General features: G+C 66.9%; 14 protein-coding genes and 2 pseudogenes. 5 read left to right on the plus strand and 11 right to left on the minus strand.

The window, feature by feature from the left end; genetic code table 11:
* Positions 1–12: 12 nt before the first annotated feature.
* Complete coding sequence (gltP, locus tag EX20_RS04925) at positions 13–1,338, minus strand: glutamate/aspartate:proton symporter GltP (protein ID WP_034192820.1); 1,326 nt, start codon at positions 1,336–1,338, stop codon at positions 13–15.
* 147 nt (positions 1,339–1,485) lie between these two features.
* Between gltP and EX20_RS04930 the strand changes: the two genes are divergently transcribed.
* The 4 genes and pseudogenes from EX20_RS04930 to EX20_RS32750 form a co-directional block, all read left to right on the plus strand.
* On the plus strand, positions 1,486–2,394 hold the full coding sequence (locus tag EX20_RS04930; protein WP_034192821.1) for a LysR family transcriptional regulator: 909 nt from the start codon (positions 1,486–1,488) through the stop codon (positions 2,392–2,394).
* A gap of 349 nt (positions 2,395–2,743) precedes the next feature.
* A complete protein-coding gene (locus EX20_RS04935) occupies positions 2,744–3,733 on the plus strand; it encodes a c-type cytochrome (RefSeq protein WP_139164676.1) in 990 nt (329 codons plus the stop codon).
* 13 nt (positions 3,734–3,746) lie between these two features.
* Positions 3,747–5,608: pseudogene (locus tag EX20_RS04940) on the plus strand (cytochrome c oxidase subunit I); the annotation flags it as partial.
* A pseudogene (locus EX20_RS32750) lies at positions 5,603–6,378 on the plus strand (c-type cytochrome); the annotation flags it as partial. The pseudogenes EX20_RS04940 and EX20_RS32750, both read left to right, overlap by 6 nt.
* Here EX20_RS32750 and EX20_RS04950 read toward each other — a convergent pair.
* The 8 genes from EX20_RS04950 to EX20_RS04985 all read right to left on the minus strand — a co-directional run bounded on the left by EX20_RS04950 (position 6,375) and on the right by EX20_RS04985 (position 14,187).
* Positions 6,375–6,701 (minus strand): hypothetical protein, encoded by a 327-nt coding sequence (locus tag EX20_RS04950; RefSeq protein ID WP_051974381.1) that lies wholly within the window; start codon positions 6,699–6,701, stop codon positions 6,375–6,377. The pseudogene EX20_RS32750 and the gene EX20_RS04950 sit on opposite strands and share 4 nt — an antisense overlap.
* Positions 6,702–6,869: 168 nt before the next feature.
* Positions 6,870–7,268 carry a RidA family protein gene (locus tag EX20_RS04955; protein WP_034192822.1) on the minus strand — a complete coding sequence of 133 codons (399 nt, stop codon included), beginning with the start codon at positions 7,266–7,268 and terminating at the stop codon, positions 6,870–6,872.
* A 103-nt stretch (positions 7,269–7,371) separates the two neighbouring features.
* Positions 7,372–8,148, minus strand: coding sequence for a benzoate diol dehydrogenase BenD (gene benD / locus EX20_RS04960; RefSeq protein WP_011879965.1), 777 nt, complete (start codon positions 8,146–8,148; stop codon positions 7,372–7,374).
* Entirely contained in the window at positions 8,145–9,167 is a 1,023-nt protein-coding gene (benC, locus tag EX20_RS04965; RefSeq protein ID WP_014725729.1) for a benzoate 1,2-dioxygenase electron transfer component BenC, read from the minus strand. Before benC ends, benD begins: the two co-directional genes overlap by 4 nt.
* 38 nt (positions 9,168–9,205) lie before the next feature.
* Entirely contained in the window at positions 9,206–9,694 is a 489-nt protein-coding gene (gene benB, locus EX20_RS04970; RefSeq protein ID WP_011879963.1) for a benzoate 1,2-dioxygenase small subunit, read from the minus strand.
* Positions 9,691–11,049 carry a Rieske 2Fe-2S domain-containing protein gene (locus EX20_RS04975; protein ID WP_034192823.1) on the minus strand — a complete coding sequence of 453 codons (1,359 nt, stop codon included), beginning with the start codon at positions 11,047–11,049 and terminating at the stop codon, positions 9,691–9,693. The genes benB and EX20_RS04975 overlap by 4 nt, the downstream gene beginning before the upstream one ends.
* Before the next feature lie 111 nt (positions 11,050–11,160).
* A complete protein-coding gene (gene catA / locus EX20_RS04980; RefSeq protein ID WP_034192824.1) occupies positions 11,161–12,105 on the minus strand; it encodes a catechol 1,2-dioxygenase in 945 nt (314 codons plus the stop codon).
* An 897-nt stretch (positions 12,106–13,002) separates the two neighbouring features.
* The gene (locus EX20_RS04985; protein ID WP_014725725.1) at positions 13,003–14,187 is read right to left on the minus strand and encodes a sugar transporter; all 1,185 of its coding nucleotides are present in this window, start codon (positions 14,185–14,187) and stop codon (positions 13,003–13,005) included.
* A 219-nt stretch (positions 14,188–14,406) separates the two neighbouring features.
* Between EX20_RS04985 and EX20_RS04990 the strand changes: the two genes are divergently transcribed.
* Positions 14,407–15,081: an HAD family hydrolase gene (locus tag EX20_RS04990; protein WP_011879959.1), complete on the plus strand. Its 675-nt coding sequence runs from the start codon at positions 14,407–14,409 to the stop codon at positions 15,079–15,081.
* A gap of 287 nt (positions 15,082–15,368) precedes the next feature.
* On the opposite strand, the gene EX20_RS04995 is transcribed toward EX20_RS04990, so the two are convergent.
* Complete coding sequence (locus tag EX20_RS04995; RefSeq protein WP_034192825.1) at positions 15,369–16,076, minus strand: succinate dehydrogenase/fumarate reductase iron-sulfur subunit; 708 nt, start codon at positions 16,074–16,076, stop codon at positions 15,369–15,371.
* Positions 16,077–16,175: 99 nt separating this feature from the next.
* Positions 16,176–16,418 (minus strand): DUF6566 family protein, encoded by a 243-nt coding sequence (locus EX20_RS05000; RefSeq protein WP_011879957.1) that lies wholly within the window; start codon positions 16,416–16,418, stop codon positions 16,176–16,178.
* Between the last annotated feature and the right edge of the window lie 5 nt (positions 16,419–16,423).

Raw genomic sequence — 16,423 nt, forward strand, 5'->3', positions numbered from 1 at the left:
ATTCAACGAATCTCATGCGTCCAGCGACGCGATATACGCCTTGCCTTTCTCCGCGTCGTACTGGCCTTCCCAGCGGGCGATGACGAGCGGCGCAAGCGCGTTGCCCACCACGTTCAGCGCGGTGCGTCCCATGTCCATGATGCGGTCAACCCCTGCGATGAACGCGAGCCCTTCGAGCGGTAGTCCCGCACTGGCGAGCGTCGTGAGCAGGATCACGAACATGAAGCCGGGCACGCCTGCCGCGCCTTTGGAGGTCACGACCATCGTGAGCACGAGCACGATCTGTTCTTGCACGCCCAGATGCACGCCATAGAGCTGTGCGACGAACAGGGTGCCGATGCCGAGATAGATCGACGCGCCATCCAGATTGAACGTGTAGCCCGTGGGCACCACGAACGTCGTAATGCTCTTCGGCACGCCGAAGTCTTCCATCTTCTTCATCAGTTGCGGCAAAACCGTCGCCGAACTGCACGTCGAGAAGGCGATGATCAATTCGTCCTTGATGACGCGCACCAGCGTGAAAATGTTGAAGCCAAAGAGGCGTGCCGTAATGCCGAGCACGAACACCGCGAACAGCACGATCGCGAGATACGTCACCGCAACCAGCTTGATGAGCGGCAGCAGCGAACCGAAGCCGAAACTCGCGACTGTCACCGCGATTAGCGCACAAACACCGAACGGCGCGTAACGCATCACCATGCCGGTGACCTTGAACATCGCGTCACTGATGCCCTTGAAGGTTGCGAGCACCGGCTGGCGATATTCGGCAGGCACGGATTGCAGGCCCAATCCGAACAGCACGGAGAAAAAGATCACCGGCAGCAGATCGCCGCGCCCCATCGCCATGACGATGTTGTCGGGAATGATGCTCAGCAAAAGCGCCATGAAGCCGTGATGCCCCTGCGTTTGCTGCGTGGCCTGCTGATAGCGCGAAATATCGGTGTGGCCGAGCTGGGACAGATCCGTGCCCAGCCCCGGATGCAGCACGTTGCCGAGCACGAGTCCCAGCACGATGGCGATCGTCGTGATGACCTCGAAGTACACGAGCGTCTTCAGGCCGATGCGCCCGAGCGAGCGCCCGTCGCCGACGCCCGCGATGCCCATCACCATGCTCGTGAACACGATGGGTACGACCACCATCTTGATCAGACGAATGAAGATATCGCCGGCCGGTTGCAGGAAGCCGTTGATGGCTGACTCGCGAAACTCCGGGAAACGGTTGAGCACCAGCCCGACCGCAATGCCGGCGATCAGGCCGATCAAAATTTGCCACGCGAGCCCGATGCGAGGCTTGCGCGCCGCGCGTTCGGGGTGAGGTGTTTCCATGACGGACTCCATGCGCTCTCCAGACACGTATCGGTTGATATAGATGAGTCGAGCCTCTGCAGGGACTCGTTAGAGGAAAAAGTACCCAGTCAAAATGAACTAAAAAAGCGATTTTTTTCTATGAGAAACTATCGCTTTTAGTGATGCGAGTCCGGAGCCATGCTGACGTTCAAGCAAATGGAAGCCTTGTACTGGATCGTCCAGCTCGGCTCGTTCGAAGCGGCCGCGACGCGCCTGAATACCACGCAATCGGCGATCTCCAAGCGCGTGCAGGAACTGGAGCGGGCTTTCGACATGGCGGTGTTCGACCGCGCGAATCGCAGCGCGCGCCTCACGGAGAAGGGCACAGAATTCTTCGAGCACGCGAGGGAATTGCTCGAGCGGCGCGACCAGATCGTCGAGCGCATGAGCTCGAAAGAGGCGCTGGTTCGGCAAATTCGCATTGGCGTAACGGAACTCACGGCCCTGACGTGGCTGCCGCGCCTCATTGCCGCGATTCAGGCCGAATACCCTAAGGTCAAGGTCGAAGCGGAGGTCGATCTGAATGCAACATTGCGCGAGCGGCTGGCGGCTGCCACGGTGGACGTGATCATCGTGCCGCAGATGCATGAAGTCGAGCCGTATGCATCGACGCTCGTCGGTCAGGTCCGGAATGCGTGGATGTGCGCGGCCAGTCTCGCGCCGGGAAAGCGTGCGATTCCGCTTGCCGATATCGCGAAGTTTCCGCTGATTTTGCAGGGCGGCCTGTCGGGTACGGGCTACGTGTATAGCCGGTTTCTGGAGGAGCAAGGGGTCGCGTTGCAGAAAGTGCTGGCGAGCAACAGCCTGATTGCGCAGATTGGGCTCACACTGTCGGGGCTTGGCGTTAGTTACCTACCCGAAGCCTGTCTTGCGCGCATGGTCGAGCGACGTGCGCTCGTTGTGGTGCCGACGCGGCCCGCGCTCCCGCTAGTGCGGTACGTCGCCATGCATCGGGCGGAACAGTCGCATTCGCTCAGTGCCGCCGTGGCGCGACTTGCGGCGCAATCGTGCGACTTCTCCTCTAATCTGCTTGATCCGGGAGTCTAGGCATCAGCAAAAGCGGTCGAAGTCGTTGACTCGTAGAATCGAGTGTACGCGGCGCTCGAAAGCACGCGATCTAGAGCTGGCAACCATTGCTCTCCAGTCTGGCGGAGCGAGCCGCTTTCGTGTGTCTTCAATCGGGACTGGGCCGGCCACTTGGTCCGTGCATCAGAAAGTCACCTTGTAGCCGAACTGAGTCAGACAATCTGACGCTGTCTGTTTGGTCTAGTCCAGCCCTATACGCGCGACGACCACGCCGCCGCGACTTCGTCGCCGCCCACCGCGCGCACCGCTTCGGGCACCCCCGTTGCCGCCCATGGTCATAGGCCTCGCCCTCATCACCTACCCGCCTCGCATGACGCTCCCCGACCCGTCCGATTTTCCGGTGCGCGCGGTGCCGCTCGCACCGTTGACGAAGGAGCGCGCGACGATCGTCTGCCGTCGCAACGGCCGCGTGCTGCTGGTCGCGCGCCGGCAAGCGCTGCGCTGGACGTTGCCGGGCGGCGTGATCCGCCGCGGCGAGTCGGCGCTCGCGCATGCGGCCGGGCCGGCCGCCCGGCCAGTGCTGGTGCTCGGCTGGGCGTTGCTGGCGCTGTGCGCGTTGGTGTGCGTGACGATCGCCGTGCTGCTGTTCGGCGCGCTCGTCTACATGCTGCGCGTGCTCGCGGTGGTGGCCGCGCCGCCGCGGCCGCCCGCGCTGACGATCGGCGTGACCGCGCACGACTGGTGGTGGGCCGTCCGCTATCCGGCCGACGCGGACGGCGCGGCGTTCGTCACCGCGAACGAGATACACATCCCGGTCGGCGAACCGGTGCTCGTCGAACTGACGAGCGCCGACGTGATCCACGCGTTCTGGGTGCCGCAACTCGCCGGCAAGACGCAGACGATCCCGGGCCAGACCAATCGCCAGTGGCTGCAGGCCGACCGGCCGGGCGTCTATCGCGGGCAGTGCTCGCAGTACTGCGGCGCGCAGCATGCGCACATGGCGTTCGAGGTCGTGGCCGAGCCGCCCGCCGCGTTTCGCGCGTGGCTCGCCGCGCAGCGACAGCCGGCGCCCGCAGATGCAGCCGCCCCGGAACTGCGCGGCCGGCGTCTGTTCACCGAACGCTGCGCCGGCTGCCACGCGGTGCGCGGCACCGGCGCGACCGGCGATGCGGGCCCCGACCTGACGCACGTCGGCTCGCGCCGGCTGCTCGCGGCCGGCACGCTGGAGAACACGCCGGCCAACCTGCGCGACTGGATCGCCCATGCGCAGCAGCGCAAGCCGCAAACGCTGATGCCGTCGTTCGCGCTCGCGCCGCGCGACGCCGACGATCTTGCCGCCTATCTCGCAACCCTGCACTGAACGGAGGATGACGATGGCCGTTGCCCGCGACACGCGCCCCGCGCTCAGCCGCGTGCCCGACCTCGGCGACGCGCCGCCGGGCTCCGAGCACGAGCGGGCGCTCGCCGAGCTGTGGGAGTCGGCGCCCGGCTGGCGCGGCTGGCTCGGCACGGTGGACCACAAGCGCATCGGCATCCGCTACATCGTCACCGCGTTCGCGTTCCTGTTGCTGGGCGGCGTCGAGGCGCTCGTGATGCGCATCCAGCTCGCGCGGCCGAACGCGACCGTGCTCACCCCGGCGCAGTACGACTCGCTGTTCACGATGCACGGCGTCACGATGATCTTCCTGTACGCGCTGCCGGTGCTGTCCGGCTTCGCGAACTACCTGTGGCCGCTGATGCTCGGCTCGCGCGACATGGCGTTCCCGCGGCTCAACGCGTTCTCGTACTGGGTGTTCCTGTTCGCCGGGCTGTTCCTGTACGCGAGCTTTCCGCTCGGCGCGGTGCCCGACGGCGGCTGGTTCAACTACGTGCCGCTCACGTCGCTCGACTACAGCGCGGGCGCGAACATCGACATCTACGCGCTCAGGATGATCCTGCTCGGCATCTCGACGACGGGCGGCGCCGCGAACTTCGTCGTCACGCTGTTGCGCATGCGTGCGCACGGCATGTCGATCGACCGGCTGCCGATCATCGTCTGGGGCACGCTGACCGCGTCGGTCGCGAACCTCGTGGCGGTGCCGTCGGTGAGCCTCGCGTTCCTGCTGCTGTGGCTCGACCGCAATGGCGGCCGGCCGCTGCTGTGGCAGCACCTGTTCTGGATGTTCGCGCACCCGCGGGTGTACGTCGTCGTGCTGCCGGCGATGGGCATCGTGTCGGACGCGCTGCCGACGTTCTGCCGCCGCCCGCTCGTCGCGTACGAAGCCGTCGCGGTATCGACGGTCGCGACGATGCTGATCGGCTTCGAGGTCTGGGTGCATCACATGTTCGCGACCGGCATCGCGCCGCTCGCGCTCGCGTTCTTCGGCGCGGCCAGCATGCTGATCTCGATCCCGAGCGCAGTCGCCGTGTTCGCGTGGATCGCGGCGATCTGGACCGGACGACCGGTGTTCCGCACGCCGTTCCTCTATTTCGCGGGCTTCGTGCTGATGTTCGTGATCGGCGGCGTGTCGGGCGTGATGACGGCCACAGTGCCGCTCGACTGGCAGCTCACCGACACGTATTTCGTCGTCGCGCACCTGCATTACGTGCTGCTCGGGATCAACGTGTTCCCCGTGCTCGGCGGCGTGACGTACTGGTTTCCGAAGTTCACGGGCCGGATGATGAACGAGCGCTTCGGCCGGCTGACGTTCTGGGTCGTGCTGGTCGGCTTCAATCTCGGCTTCTTCCCGATGCACGTGTCGGGGCTGCTCGGCATGCCGCGGCGCGTCTACACGTACCCGTCCGGGATGGGCTGGGACACGTCGAACCTGCTCACCACGATCGGCTCGTTCGTGTTCGGCATCGGCATCGTGATGTTCGTCGTCAACGCGCTCGTCAGCGCGCGGCGCGGCCAGCGCGCCGGCGCGAACCCGTGGGGCGCGGCCGGGCTCGAATGGTCGGTCGCGTCGCCCGCGCCGGCGTACAACTTTGCGGTGCTGCCGCTCGTCGCGTCGCGGCATCCGCTGTGGGAAACGCGCGACGCCGCGCAGCGCAGCGCAGCGCAGCGCAGCGCAGCAGCATGCGGGTCGGCTATCGGCTCGCGCACGGCCGCGAGGCGCTGGCGGTCACGCCGCTCGCGGCGAAGCCGAGTGCGATCCTCAAGATGCCCGATGACAGCTGCGTGCCGTTCGTGCTCGCGCTGCTTTCCAGCGCCATCTTCGCGGCGATGCTCGCGCGCTCGCCCGCGCTCGTGTGCGCGGATGGCAGCCGGCTGTATCCGGCGATGCGGTACCCGTCGTTCGCGCACCTGAGCGACGCCGACGTGCGTGCGCTGTACGCGTACTTCATGCGCGGCGTCGCGCCGTCCGCGAATGCGGCAACGCGTACGGAATTGCCGTTTCCGTTCAACCAGCGCTGGGCGCTTTCGCTATGGAGCCTGGTGTTCGCGAACCGCGACCGCGTCACGCCGCAGCCGTCGAAATCGGCGGAATGGAATCGCGGCGCGTATCTGGTGCAGGGGCTCGGCCACTGTGGCGCGTGCCATACGCCGCGCGGGCCGGCCTACACCGAGCGCGGCTACGACGAGCGGAGCCCGGCGTTTCTGACCGGCGGCATCAACGATCACTGGTTCGCGCCGAACCTTACGGGCGCGGCGCCGGACGGCCTCGGCCGCTGGTCGGCCGACGACGTCGCCGCGTTCCTGCGCGGCGGCCACGCCGCGCGCGGCGCGGTATTCGGCGCAATGGCGCCGGTCGTCGGCAAGCGCACCGCGCTACTGACCGACGGCGATCGTCATGCGATCGCCATTTACCTCAACCGACCAGCACGATCCGCATCGTCGTCGAAGGTGCGCAGCCGGCGCCCGGCAAGAACGGCCCCGTCGAGCGGATGCCGGCGATGCGCGACGCGCTGACGAGCAGTCAGATCGCCGCGGTGGTCCGCTACGTGCGCGGCGCGTGGGGGAATCGCGCGGCGCCGGTGTCCGAACAGGACGTCCGGCGATTGCGTGCGGCGATTCATCGCTAGGGGCGGCGCGGGTGGGTGAATCGGGTGGCGCCAAGGTCGGTGTCGGTGTCGGTGTCGGTGCCGGCATCGGCATCGGCATCGGCATCGGCATCGGCATCGGCATCGGCATCGGCATCGGCATCGGCATCGGCATCGGCATCGGCTTCGGCTTCGGCTTCGGCTTCGGCTTCGGCTTCGGCTTCGGCTTCGGCTTCGGCTTCGGCTTCGGCTTCGGCTTCGGCTTCGGCTTCGGAACAGGATGTCAGGCGGTTACGCGCGGCGATCCATCGTCGGCGATACCGCGCGTGGGCGAACGGATCGACACGTATCCGACTCACCTTCACTCACGCCCATCTCCGATCGCGTTGCTCGCGGCGACGCAATCCGGCGGACTCATTGCGTCGTCGCGGCCCGACGTGCCAGCGATTTCGGCTCCATCGCGCGACTGGCCAGCATCGCGCGCACCCGTACATACAACCAACCGACGACCTCGCACGTCGCGAGCCTCATGCTCACCGCTCCACCACCGCCACCGCCTTGATCTCCACGATGTAACCCGGCGCGCCGCCGAGCATGTGCGCGCCGACGGCCGTCCACGCCGGCCGCGGATGCGCATGGAAATAACGGTCGCGCACTTGCATGAACAGCGGCAGGTCGCGCATGTCGGTATGGAACGTCGTGAGGTCGACCACGTCGTCGAGCGTCGCGCCGCCCGCCTCGAGCACGCGCTTGAGGTTTTCGAACGCCTGCACGATCTGCGCTTCACGACCTTCGATCAGCTGCATCGCCGCGTCACGGCCGATCTGCCCCGACACGTACACGGTATCGCCGACCTTGATCGCCGGCGCGTAGCCGATCCTGTCGTACACGCTTTCCATCCCGGCCGGGATGATCGCTTCGCGGTTGCGCATCGGTGTCTCCGTGGCCGGGCGCACCGCGCCGGCCGTTCCTCCTGTTGAACTGCAACGCGGCGCGCCTGCACGCGCGCCGCGGCCTCGCCTAACCGGGCGCCGCTCAGCCCGTATCGCCGCCGGCGACCGGCAGCACGGTGCCGGTGATGTAGCTCGCTTCGTCCGAAGCGAGGAACAGGATCGGCGCGATCTGCTCGTCGAGCGTGCCGTAGCGCTTGAAGAACGTCGAATCGGTCACCTGCCGCACCGCCTCGGCCATCCACGCCTGTTCCTGCGCGCTGTCGCCAGCCGCATTGCGCGGCACGCGGCGCGGCGGCGCCGTGGTGCCGCCCGGCGCGGTCGCGACCACGCGGATCCCGTGTTCCGCGTATTCCATCGCGAGCGCCGCCGTCAACGCGTTGACGCCGCCCTTCGCGGCCGAATACGGCACGCGGCGAATCCCGCGCGTCGCGTTCGACGACACGTTGACGATCGTGCCGCCGCCCGCCTCGACCATATGCGGCAGCACCGCATGGCAGCTGTACAGCGTCGGCATCAGCGAGCGGCGAATCTCCGCGTCGATCTGCGCCGGCTCGAACTCGGCGAACGGCCGCATCCGGATCGCGCCGCCGACGCCGTTGATCAACACGTCGATCCGGCCGAACGCCGCGATCGCACACGCGATCGCCGCGCGCGCGCCGTCGTAGGTTTCCAGATCGGCGACGCATGCGGCCGCGCTGCCCTCCGGCGCTTCAGCGGCCACCTCGGCGACGAATTCCGCACGATCGACCAGCAGCACGCTGCCGCCCTCGGCCGCCGCGCGCAATGCGACGCCGCGGCCGATGCCCTGTGCCGCGCCGGTGACGACGACGACCTTGCCCGAGAATCGTTGCATCATCATGCCGCCTTCGCCGTCACGTTCGGCGTGAACTTCTCGTAATGGAAACTGCGCGGCGTCACGCGCTGCTCGTCGAAATACCCGCGCACCGCGTCGACCATCGGCGGCGGCCCGCACAGATAGACGTCCACGTCGCCGTCGTTCAGCGCATCGGCCGGAATGTGCTGCGTGACCCAGCCCTTGCGCGCGTGGTTCGACGCCGCATCGGCAACCACCGTCGCGAACGTGAAGTTCGGCAGCCGCGCCGCGTACGCGTCGAGCGCCTCCACGCACACCAGATCGAGATCGCGCGTCACGCCGTAGACGAGATGCACCTTCTGCTGCGAGCCGCTGCGCGCGAGCACCTCGAGCATCGACAGGAACGGCGCGAGCCCCGTGCCGCCCGCGAGAAACAGCAGCGGGCGCGCGACCTCGCGCAGGTAGAAGCTGCCGAGCGGCCCGTCGAGCTCGAGCGTGTCGCCCGCGCGAGCCGTCTCGAGCCACGTGCTCATCACGCCGCCCGGAATCTTCTTGATCAGGAAGGCGAGCTTCGCGTCGCCCGGCGCGGACGAGAACGAATACGACCGGTGCTGGCCGCTGCCCGGCACGCCGATGTTTACGTACTGCCCCGGCAGAAAGACCGGCGCGGCGGCGCCGACGTCGAGTTCGAGCACGATCGCCGCGTCGTTGTGCGGCTCGACCTTCGCGACGGTCGCGGCGAACGCGCCGTGGCCGGTCTTGCAGGCGAGCGACGACGCCGGCACCGCGATCACGCAATCGCTTTGCGGCACCATCTGGCAGGTCAGCACGACGCCGGCCGCCTTCTCGTCGTCGCTCAGTGCGTCGTCGAGATAGTCGTCGCCGAGGTCGTAGCGGCCGCTTTCCGCGCGGCACTTGCAGGTGCCGCACACGCCGTCGGAGCAGTCCATCGGCAGGTTGATCTTCGCGCGGAATGCCGCATCGAGCACTTTCTCGCCGGCCTTGCAGTCGATGAAGCGGGTGACCCCGTCCTCGAAGTTCAGTGCGATCTGGTAGGTGGACATCGCTTCGTCTCCGTCTGGTTACTGTCGGTCGATCGGCGTCAGACGTGATACACGTCGAGCACCTGCCGGATGTAGTCGTTCTTCAGCACGATCTTCTTGTTCGAGATCAGCCACGCATCGCCCGCGCGACGCAGCGTGACGAACGCCGTGCCGAAGAAGTGATCGGTCACGCGGTAGCGGTGGTTCAGCGTGTGGAAGTTGTAGCGCACGTCCACCTCGCCGTCGCGCTGCGCCAGCACCTCGACGTTCGTCACGTTGTGGCTGGTGCGCGGCTCGGGCGTCGATGCGCCGCTGCGCTCCGTCTTGATCCGGAACACGCGGTCCTCGAGGCCGCCGCGATCGGCGTAGTACATCAGCGAGATCTGGCGTTGCGGATCCTCGGTCGGCCGATCGTCGTCGTCCCATGCGGGCATCCAGTACGTGACGTCCTCGGCGTAGCACGTGAGCCACGCGTCCCACTCGCGATCGTCGAGCAGGCGCGCTTCGCGATACAGCGCCGCGCAAATGGTCTGGTAGTCGATGTTCATGCCTGTGCCTCCCCGCGTTCCTGCTGCAACGCATCGCGCATCACGCGCACCCAGTATTCGTGCTGACACACGAACAGCCCTTCGTCCTCGCTGCGCTCGCCCGACACGCGCGGGTTCAGCCCCATCTTCGCGGCGTTCTCGTCGGGCCCGTCGATCCACAGCGGCGCGCCGCGCGACAGGTCGTTCCACATCGCCGCGCTGCCCGCGTAGCCGGCCTGGCATGCGCGGAATTCCTCGAGATCGTCGGCGGTGCCCATCCCGGACACGTTGAAGAAGTCCTCGTACTGACGGATCCGCGTCGCGCGGTCGCCGTCGCTCTCGCCCTTCGGCGCGAAGCAGAAGATGCTGACCTCGGTCTTGTCGACGGCGAGCGGACGCACCACGCGAATCTGCGTGCTGAACTGGTCCATCAGGAACACGTTCGGATACACGCACAGGTTGCGCGTCTGGTTCACGATGAAGTCGGCCTGCACCGCGCCGACGCGCGCGGCGATCTCGTCGCGATGCCGGTACACGGGCCGCACTTCCGGGTTCATCGTCTTGGTCCACAGCAGGATGTGGCCGTGATCGAAGCCGTAGACGCCCGCGACCGACTTGCTCCAGCTGTTCGCGTCGACGGCCTTGGTGCCGTCTTCCTTGCGGCGGCCCATCGTGGCCGCGTAGTTCCAGTGCACGGTGCTCACGTGATAGCCGTCGCAGCCGTTCTCCATCTGCATCTTCCAGTTGCCCTCGTAGATGTAGGACGAGTTGCCGCGCAACACTTCGAGCCCGTTCGGCGCCTGGTCGACGATCTGGTCGATGATCACGCGCGCGTCGCCGAGGTAGTCCTCGAGCGGCAGCACGTCGTCGCTGAGGCTGCCGAACAGGAAGCCGCGATAGCTCTGGAAGCGCGCGATCTTCTTCAGGTCGTGCGAGCCGTTCGTGTTGAACTGCACCGGATACTCGGTGGTCTTCTCGTCCTTCACCTTCAACAGCTTGCCGGTGTTCGAGAAGGTCCAGCCGTGGAACGGACACGTGAAGCTGCCCTTGTTGCCGTGCCTGCGGCGGCACAGCATCGCGCCCTTGTGCGCGCAGGCGTTGAGCACCGCGTGCAGCTCGCCGGTCTTGTCGCGCGTGATGACGACCGGCTGGCGGCCGATCCACGTCGTGTAGTAATCGTTGTTGTCGGGGATCTGGCTCTCGTGCGCGAGATACACCCAGTTGCGCTCGAAGATGTGCTTCATCTCGAGCGCGTACAGCGCCTCGTTGGTGAAGATGTCGCGGCGGCAGCGGAAGATGCCGGCGTCCTTGTCGTCCTGCACCGCGGTGGCGAGCAGGTGGTCCAGTTCGGTGGTGGGGTCGATCGTCGCGGACATGTTGGTTCCTCCTGTGCGCGTGCCGCGTCCTGCAAGCACGCTCGCATCGGTGTCGATTGAATCCTGGGGAGACCGGCGGCCGCGTGTTTGCGCGGCCGCGCGGTCGGGTGTTCAGGCGGCGGCGCTCGCGCGCGGGCGTTCGACGATCTGGTTGTCGGCGCCGCCGACGCGCGGCGTCAGCACGAAGTCGAACGTGATGTCCTGGTACGCGTCGGCCTTCAGCCCGAGCGCCGCGCCGCCGGTCTTCGTCGTGACGGGCGGGATCAGTTCCTCGCGCGTCGCATACGCGAAGTCATCCCAGATCAGCGGATCGCCTTCGATGTTGAACTGCGTCGTCAGCTTGCGATGGCCGTCGCTCGTCACGAAGAAGTGCACGTGCGCCGGACGGTTGCCGTGGCGGCCGAGGCGGTCCAGCAGTTGCTGCGTCGCGCCCTGCGGCGGGCAGCCGTAGCCGACCGGCATCAGCGTGCGGAATGCGTAGGTGCCGTCGGCGCCGGTCCTGACTGCGCCGCGCAGATTGAAGTCGCGCTGCGCGCCGGTCGGATCGAAATGCGAATAGAAGCCGTGCGAGTTCGCGTGCCAGCATTCGACCAGCGCGCCGGCCACCGGCTTGCCGTCGAGGTCCTTGACCGTGCCGTGGATCACGAGCGGGCCGGCGCCTGCGTCGGCGTCGAGGTCGATCTTCGCGACGCCGTCGCGCACCGGTGCGCCCGCGACGTACAGCGGGCCTTCGATCGTGCGCGGCGTGCCGCCGTCGAGGCCGAGGGCGGCGTCGGCGGCGTCCATGCGGATGTCGAGATACTTCTCGAGCCCGAGGCCGGCCGCGAGCAGCGCCGCTTCGCCGTCCTGACCGAGCTTGTTCAGGTAGTTCACGCCGGCCCAGACTTCGTCGGGCGTGATGTCGAGATCGTCGATCGCCTTGAACAGGTCGCCGAGCAGCCGCAGCACGATCTGCTGCGTGCGCGCGTCGCCGGTGCTCGCGCCGTTGGCGTTCGCATTCGATGCGGCCTTCAGCAGATCCTGCACTTCCCTGGTTTCGAAAACCTTGACGCTCATGATGGTGTCTCCACGTGTAGTTTTGGAAAAAGCGATCGACGGGTGCGGCGCGCGCAACACGACGGCTGCTCGGATCAAACGTCTCCGCCGGATAGCGACGGCGGGCGGCGACGCGACGGTGTCGCCGAAAACTTCAGGTACGGCAACGCCGGTGGTGCGGTTGCGATGTCGTGCGGCTCGACGTTGCGCGGCAGGTCGCACGTTGCGTGTGGCGAGTTCATGGAACGGATTTATACGCGGCGGGGAAATGCTGCGTCCAATACTTTTGTCCCGGCTATTTGATACCCACCAGGTATCGAAATACATCGTACGAACGGAAATTTCGCGGCGCACGATACCTTGAATGGGCAGTCGAGGGGGCTGGGACGCCTGCTGGAGCGCGGTCGGAGGAGGTTTGGGGGCCGCGCGGGTATAGGCGCGCGGCGGCGCAGGCCGCGGTCGTGAAAACTGGGCGGAAGGCAGCGGTCGGCTGGGGGCGGTCAGGGTTTTCCCGACGGCGGAATGGAAGGATTTACCGTGGCGCTAGTGGAAATGCGGCGGCTTATCCGTTCGCCGGGATGACGTCGGCGGGACTGGGGCGCGCGGCGATGGTATCGCGCCGGTATAGGGAGTCGGCGGCCCGCGAAGATCTCGGGCCATCGCAGGCTGACCATCGCGCGAGGCGCGTAGGTGCAGCGGCGCACCGGTGCGTCGGTGCATAGACGATTGACGTATCGACAAACCGGCACGTCGGCGCATCAGCGTCTCGGCGGATGGGGATGCGGCGGATGGGCGGATGGGCCGATTGATGCATTGGTACATCGGTGGGTCGACACACCGGGCGTCGGGCGTCGGCACACCAGCACATCACCAAATCGCCCACTGCGCCCTCACCGGCATCGCCGGCACAGCGCCGCCCTACGCCGCCGCGCGTCGCTCATGCAGCCGCAACGCGGCCCACGCGATCGCGGCCGACACGATACCGACCACGCCGCCGAACGTGCCGACCCACGCGAGACCGAAATCCGCGGCGATATGGTTGCCGAGCAGCGCGCCGGCGCCGATGCCCACGTTGTACAGCCCCGAGAAGATCGACACCGCGAGATCGGTCGCGTGCGGCGCGAGCTTGAGCACCCACGCCTGCATCGCGAGCCCGAAGCAGACGATCGCGCCGCCCCACACCAGCGTGTGCACGGACAGCGTGACGATGTTCAGCGCGCTCGGAAACAGCACCAGCAGACATGCGGACAACGCCACGATCGACGCGAGCAGGAAATCGGCCGGCCGCTCCGGGAACACGCGATTGAAGCAGATGGCCGCGGGCATCCCCGCGACGCCGAACAGGATCAGCACGTAGGTGATCCGGCTGCTGCTCGCATGATTGACGGTCTGCACGAACGGCTCGATGTACGTGTACGACGTGAAGTGCGCGGACACGACCAGCACCGTGATCGCGTACAGCGACACCAGCGCCGGCTTGCGCAGGAACGTGCCGATGCTGGCGAGCGAGCCGGCGCCCTGGCTCGCGAGCGTCGGCAGCGTCGCGCGCAGCAGCAGCAACGCGACGGCCGCCGCCACGCCGATCACGAGGAACGTGACGCGCCAGCCGAGCGCTTCGCCGATCACGCGCCCGAGCGGAATGCCGGCGACCATCGCGATCGCGGTGCCCATCGCGAGCAGGCTCAGCGCGCGGCTCTTGCGGTCGCTCGGCGCGAGGCGCACCGCGAGCGGCACCGAGATCGACCAGAACACCGCATGCGCACACGCGACGCCGAGCCGCCCGATCATCAGCACCGTGAAATTCCACGCGACGCCGGTCACGACGTGACTGGCGACGAACACGAGCAGCGCGCAACTGAGCAGCTTGCGGCGCTCGACGTGACGCGTGACGAAGGTGAGCGGCAGCGACACGACGGCGACGGCCCACGCGTAGATCGTCAGCATCAGGCCGACGGCGGTGGGCTGCATCTGCAGGCTGTCGCCGATGGCGCTCAGCAGTGCGACGGGCACGAACTCGGTGGTGTTGAAGATGAAGGCAGTGAGGGCGAGGGCCAGGACGCCCCACCACGACTGCTCGGAACTGACGGCGTCCGGAGTTGCCATACGGGAATTCGACGAAGGTTGGGCGCGCGTGCGCGGGCCGTAACGGAGCGTGCCGGGCAGTGCCGCCCCGCGCATCGCGCCGATTGTACAGCGGTGCCCGACATGCCGCCGCGGCGCGAGGGCGACATGGCGACATGGCAGCGACACGTCGGCGGGCCGATAATGTGCGCAACCCTTCGCGAACGATTCGCCCGAATGTCACCAGGCCAGGAGATTCACATGCGCATTGAAACGTCATTTCTGTTCGATCTCGACGGCACGCTCGTCGACAGCGTCTACCAGCACGTGCTCGCGTGGAAGGAAGCGCTCGATGCAGAAGGCATCGAGCTGTCGGTATGGCGCATCCATCGCAAGATCGGGATGAGCGGCGGGCTGTTCCTCAACCAGCTGCTGCGCGAAACGTCGGGCGACATCGACGCCGACCGCGTCGAACGGCTCGCCCGGCTGCATGCGGCCGCCTACCAGCGGCTGCGCGCGCAGGTGCGGCCGCTGCCCGGTGCGCGCGAGCTGCTGGCCGCGCTGTCGAACGCCGGCATCCGCTGGGCGATCGCGACCAGCGGACGCATGGAAACCGCGGCCATCAATCTGGAGGCGCTCGGCGTCGATCCGGCGAAGAACGTGGTCGTCACGCGCGATCAAGTCAAGTATGCGAAGCCGGACCCCGATCTGTTCCTGACGGCCGCGGCGAAGTTGAACGTGCAGATCGAACATAGCGTCGTGGTCGGCGACAGCATCTGGGACATGCTCGCGGCGAGCCGCTGTCGCGCGCTGGGCGTCGGGCTGTTGTCGGGCGGCTACGGCAGCGACGAACTGGAGCGCGCCGGCGCGCTGCGCGTGTATGACGATCCGGCCGATTTGCTGCGGCATCTCGACGAGGTGGCCGCGCGGCCGTGAGGTCGATTCGGATGCGTGCGGGGGTCGTGGGACGGGGCGTCTCGTATTGCCGCGAACCCGAATCCCGTAACGAGACGGGACAATCCATCACCGGCTTCCCGGCGTTACACGAATCCACGGGCAAAAGCAGCCCGTATTCATGGCAACGAGGTGATACAGACAAGACCCGGTTCCCCGCGCACGAACTCGGCGCCAAGTTTCAGCATCCCGACGAAATCGCGACCGTAGTTTCCAGCAAAATACGGTACGCGCGTCGCGTTCGCCCGGATCGCTGAGCCCCCCGCCCCCTAAACCGTCCTCCTGACCAACATCGTCCGAATCTCCGAAATCGCCTTCGTCGGATTCAATCCCTTCGGACACACATCCGTGCAATTCATGATCGTCCGACACCGAAACAGCCGATACGGATCCTCGAGATCATCGAGCCGCTCGGCCGTCGCCATATCGCGCGAATCCGCAATGAACCGATACGCCTGCAGCAACCCCGCCGGGCCGACGAACTTGTCCGGGTTCCACCAATAGCTCGGGCACGACGTCGAACAGCACGCACACAAAATGCACTCATACAGCCCGTCGAGCTGGTCGCGCTCCTCCGGCGTCTGCAACCGCTCGCGTTCAGGCGGCGTCGTGTCGTTGATCAGGTAAGGCCGTATCGAGTGGTACTGGTTGAAGAAGTCCGTCATGTCGACGATCAGATCGCGCACCACCGGCAACCCGGGCAGCGGCCGCAGCACGATCTCGCGCGGCAGCGTCTTCATGTTGGTCAGGCACGCGAGCCCGTTCTTGCCGTTGATGTTCATCGCATCGGAGCCGCAGATCCCCTCGCGGCACGAGCGCCGGTACGACAGCGTCTCGTCGTCGTGCTTCAGGCGTCCGAGCACGTCGAGCAGCATGCGGTCGTCGGCGCTCACGTCGATCTCGTAGCGCTGCATGTACGGCGCGGCGTCGCGGTCGGGATCGTAACGGTAGATATGAAGCGTACGCGGATCGTTCATGGTTCCTCCCGGCACGGCGCCGGCATCGGGTGACAAGGTGCGCGGCCGGCCCGCAAACGCCATACCGGCCGGCCGCGCATCAACGTGCATCAACGCGACTCAATCGTCGTCGAGCCGCTTGTCGATCAGATAACGTCCACGCTCGACGCCCGCGCGCAGCGCCTCCTCTTCCGACGCCCACTCCGGATTCGCCGGCTCCGGCACGAACAGCTCGATGCGCGCGCCATCGACGTACACCTGCACCTCGTCCGCCCACGCGCCGCGTTCGTTGCGGCGCGCCCACACGCGTATCTCGTGGCCGCGATACGGATCGCGCACCTGTGCATCGGGTTGATGCTCCATGCTGG

It is taken from the genome of Burkholderia sp. WP42 (assembly GCF_000745665.1).
In the GTDB taxonomy this organism is placed as follows: domain Bacteria; phylum Pseudomonadota; class Gammaproteobacteria; order Burkholderiales; family Burkholderiaceae; genus Burkholderia; species Burkholderia vietnamiensis.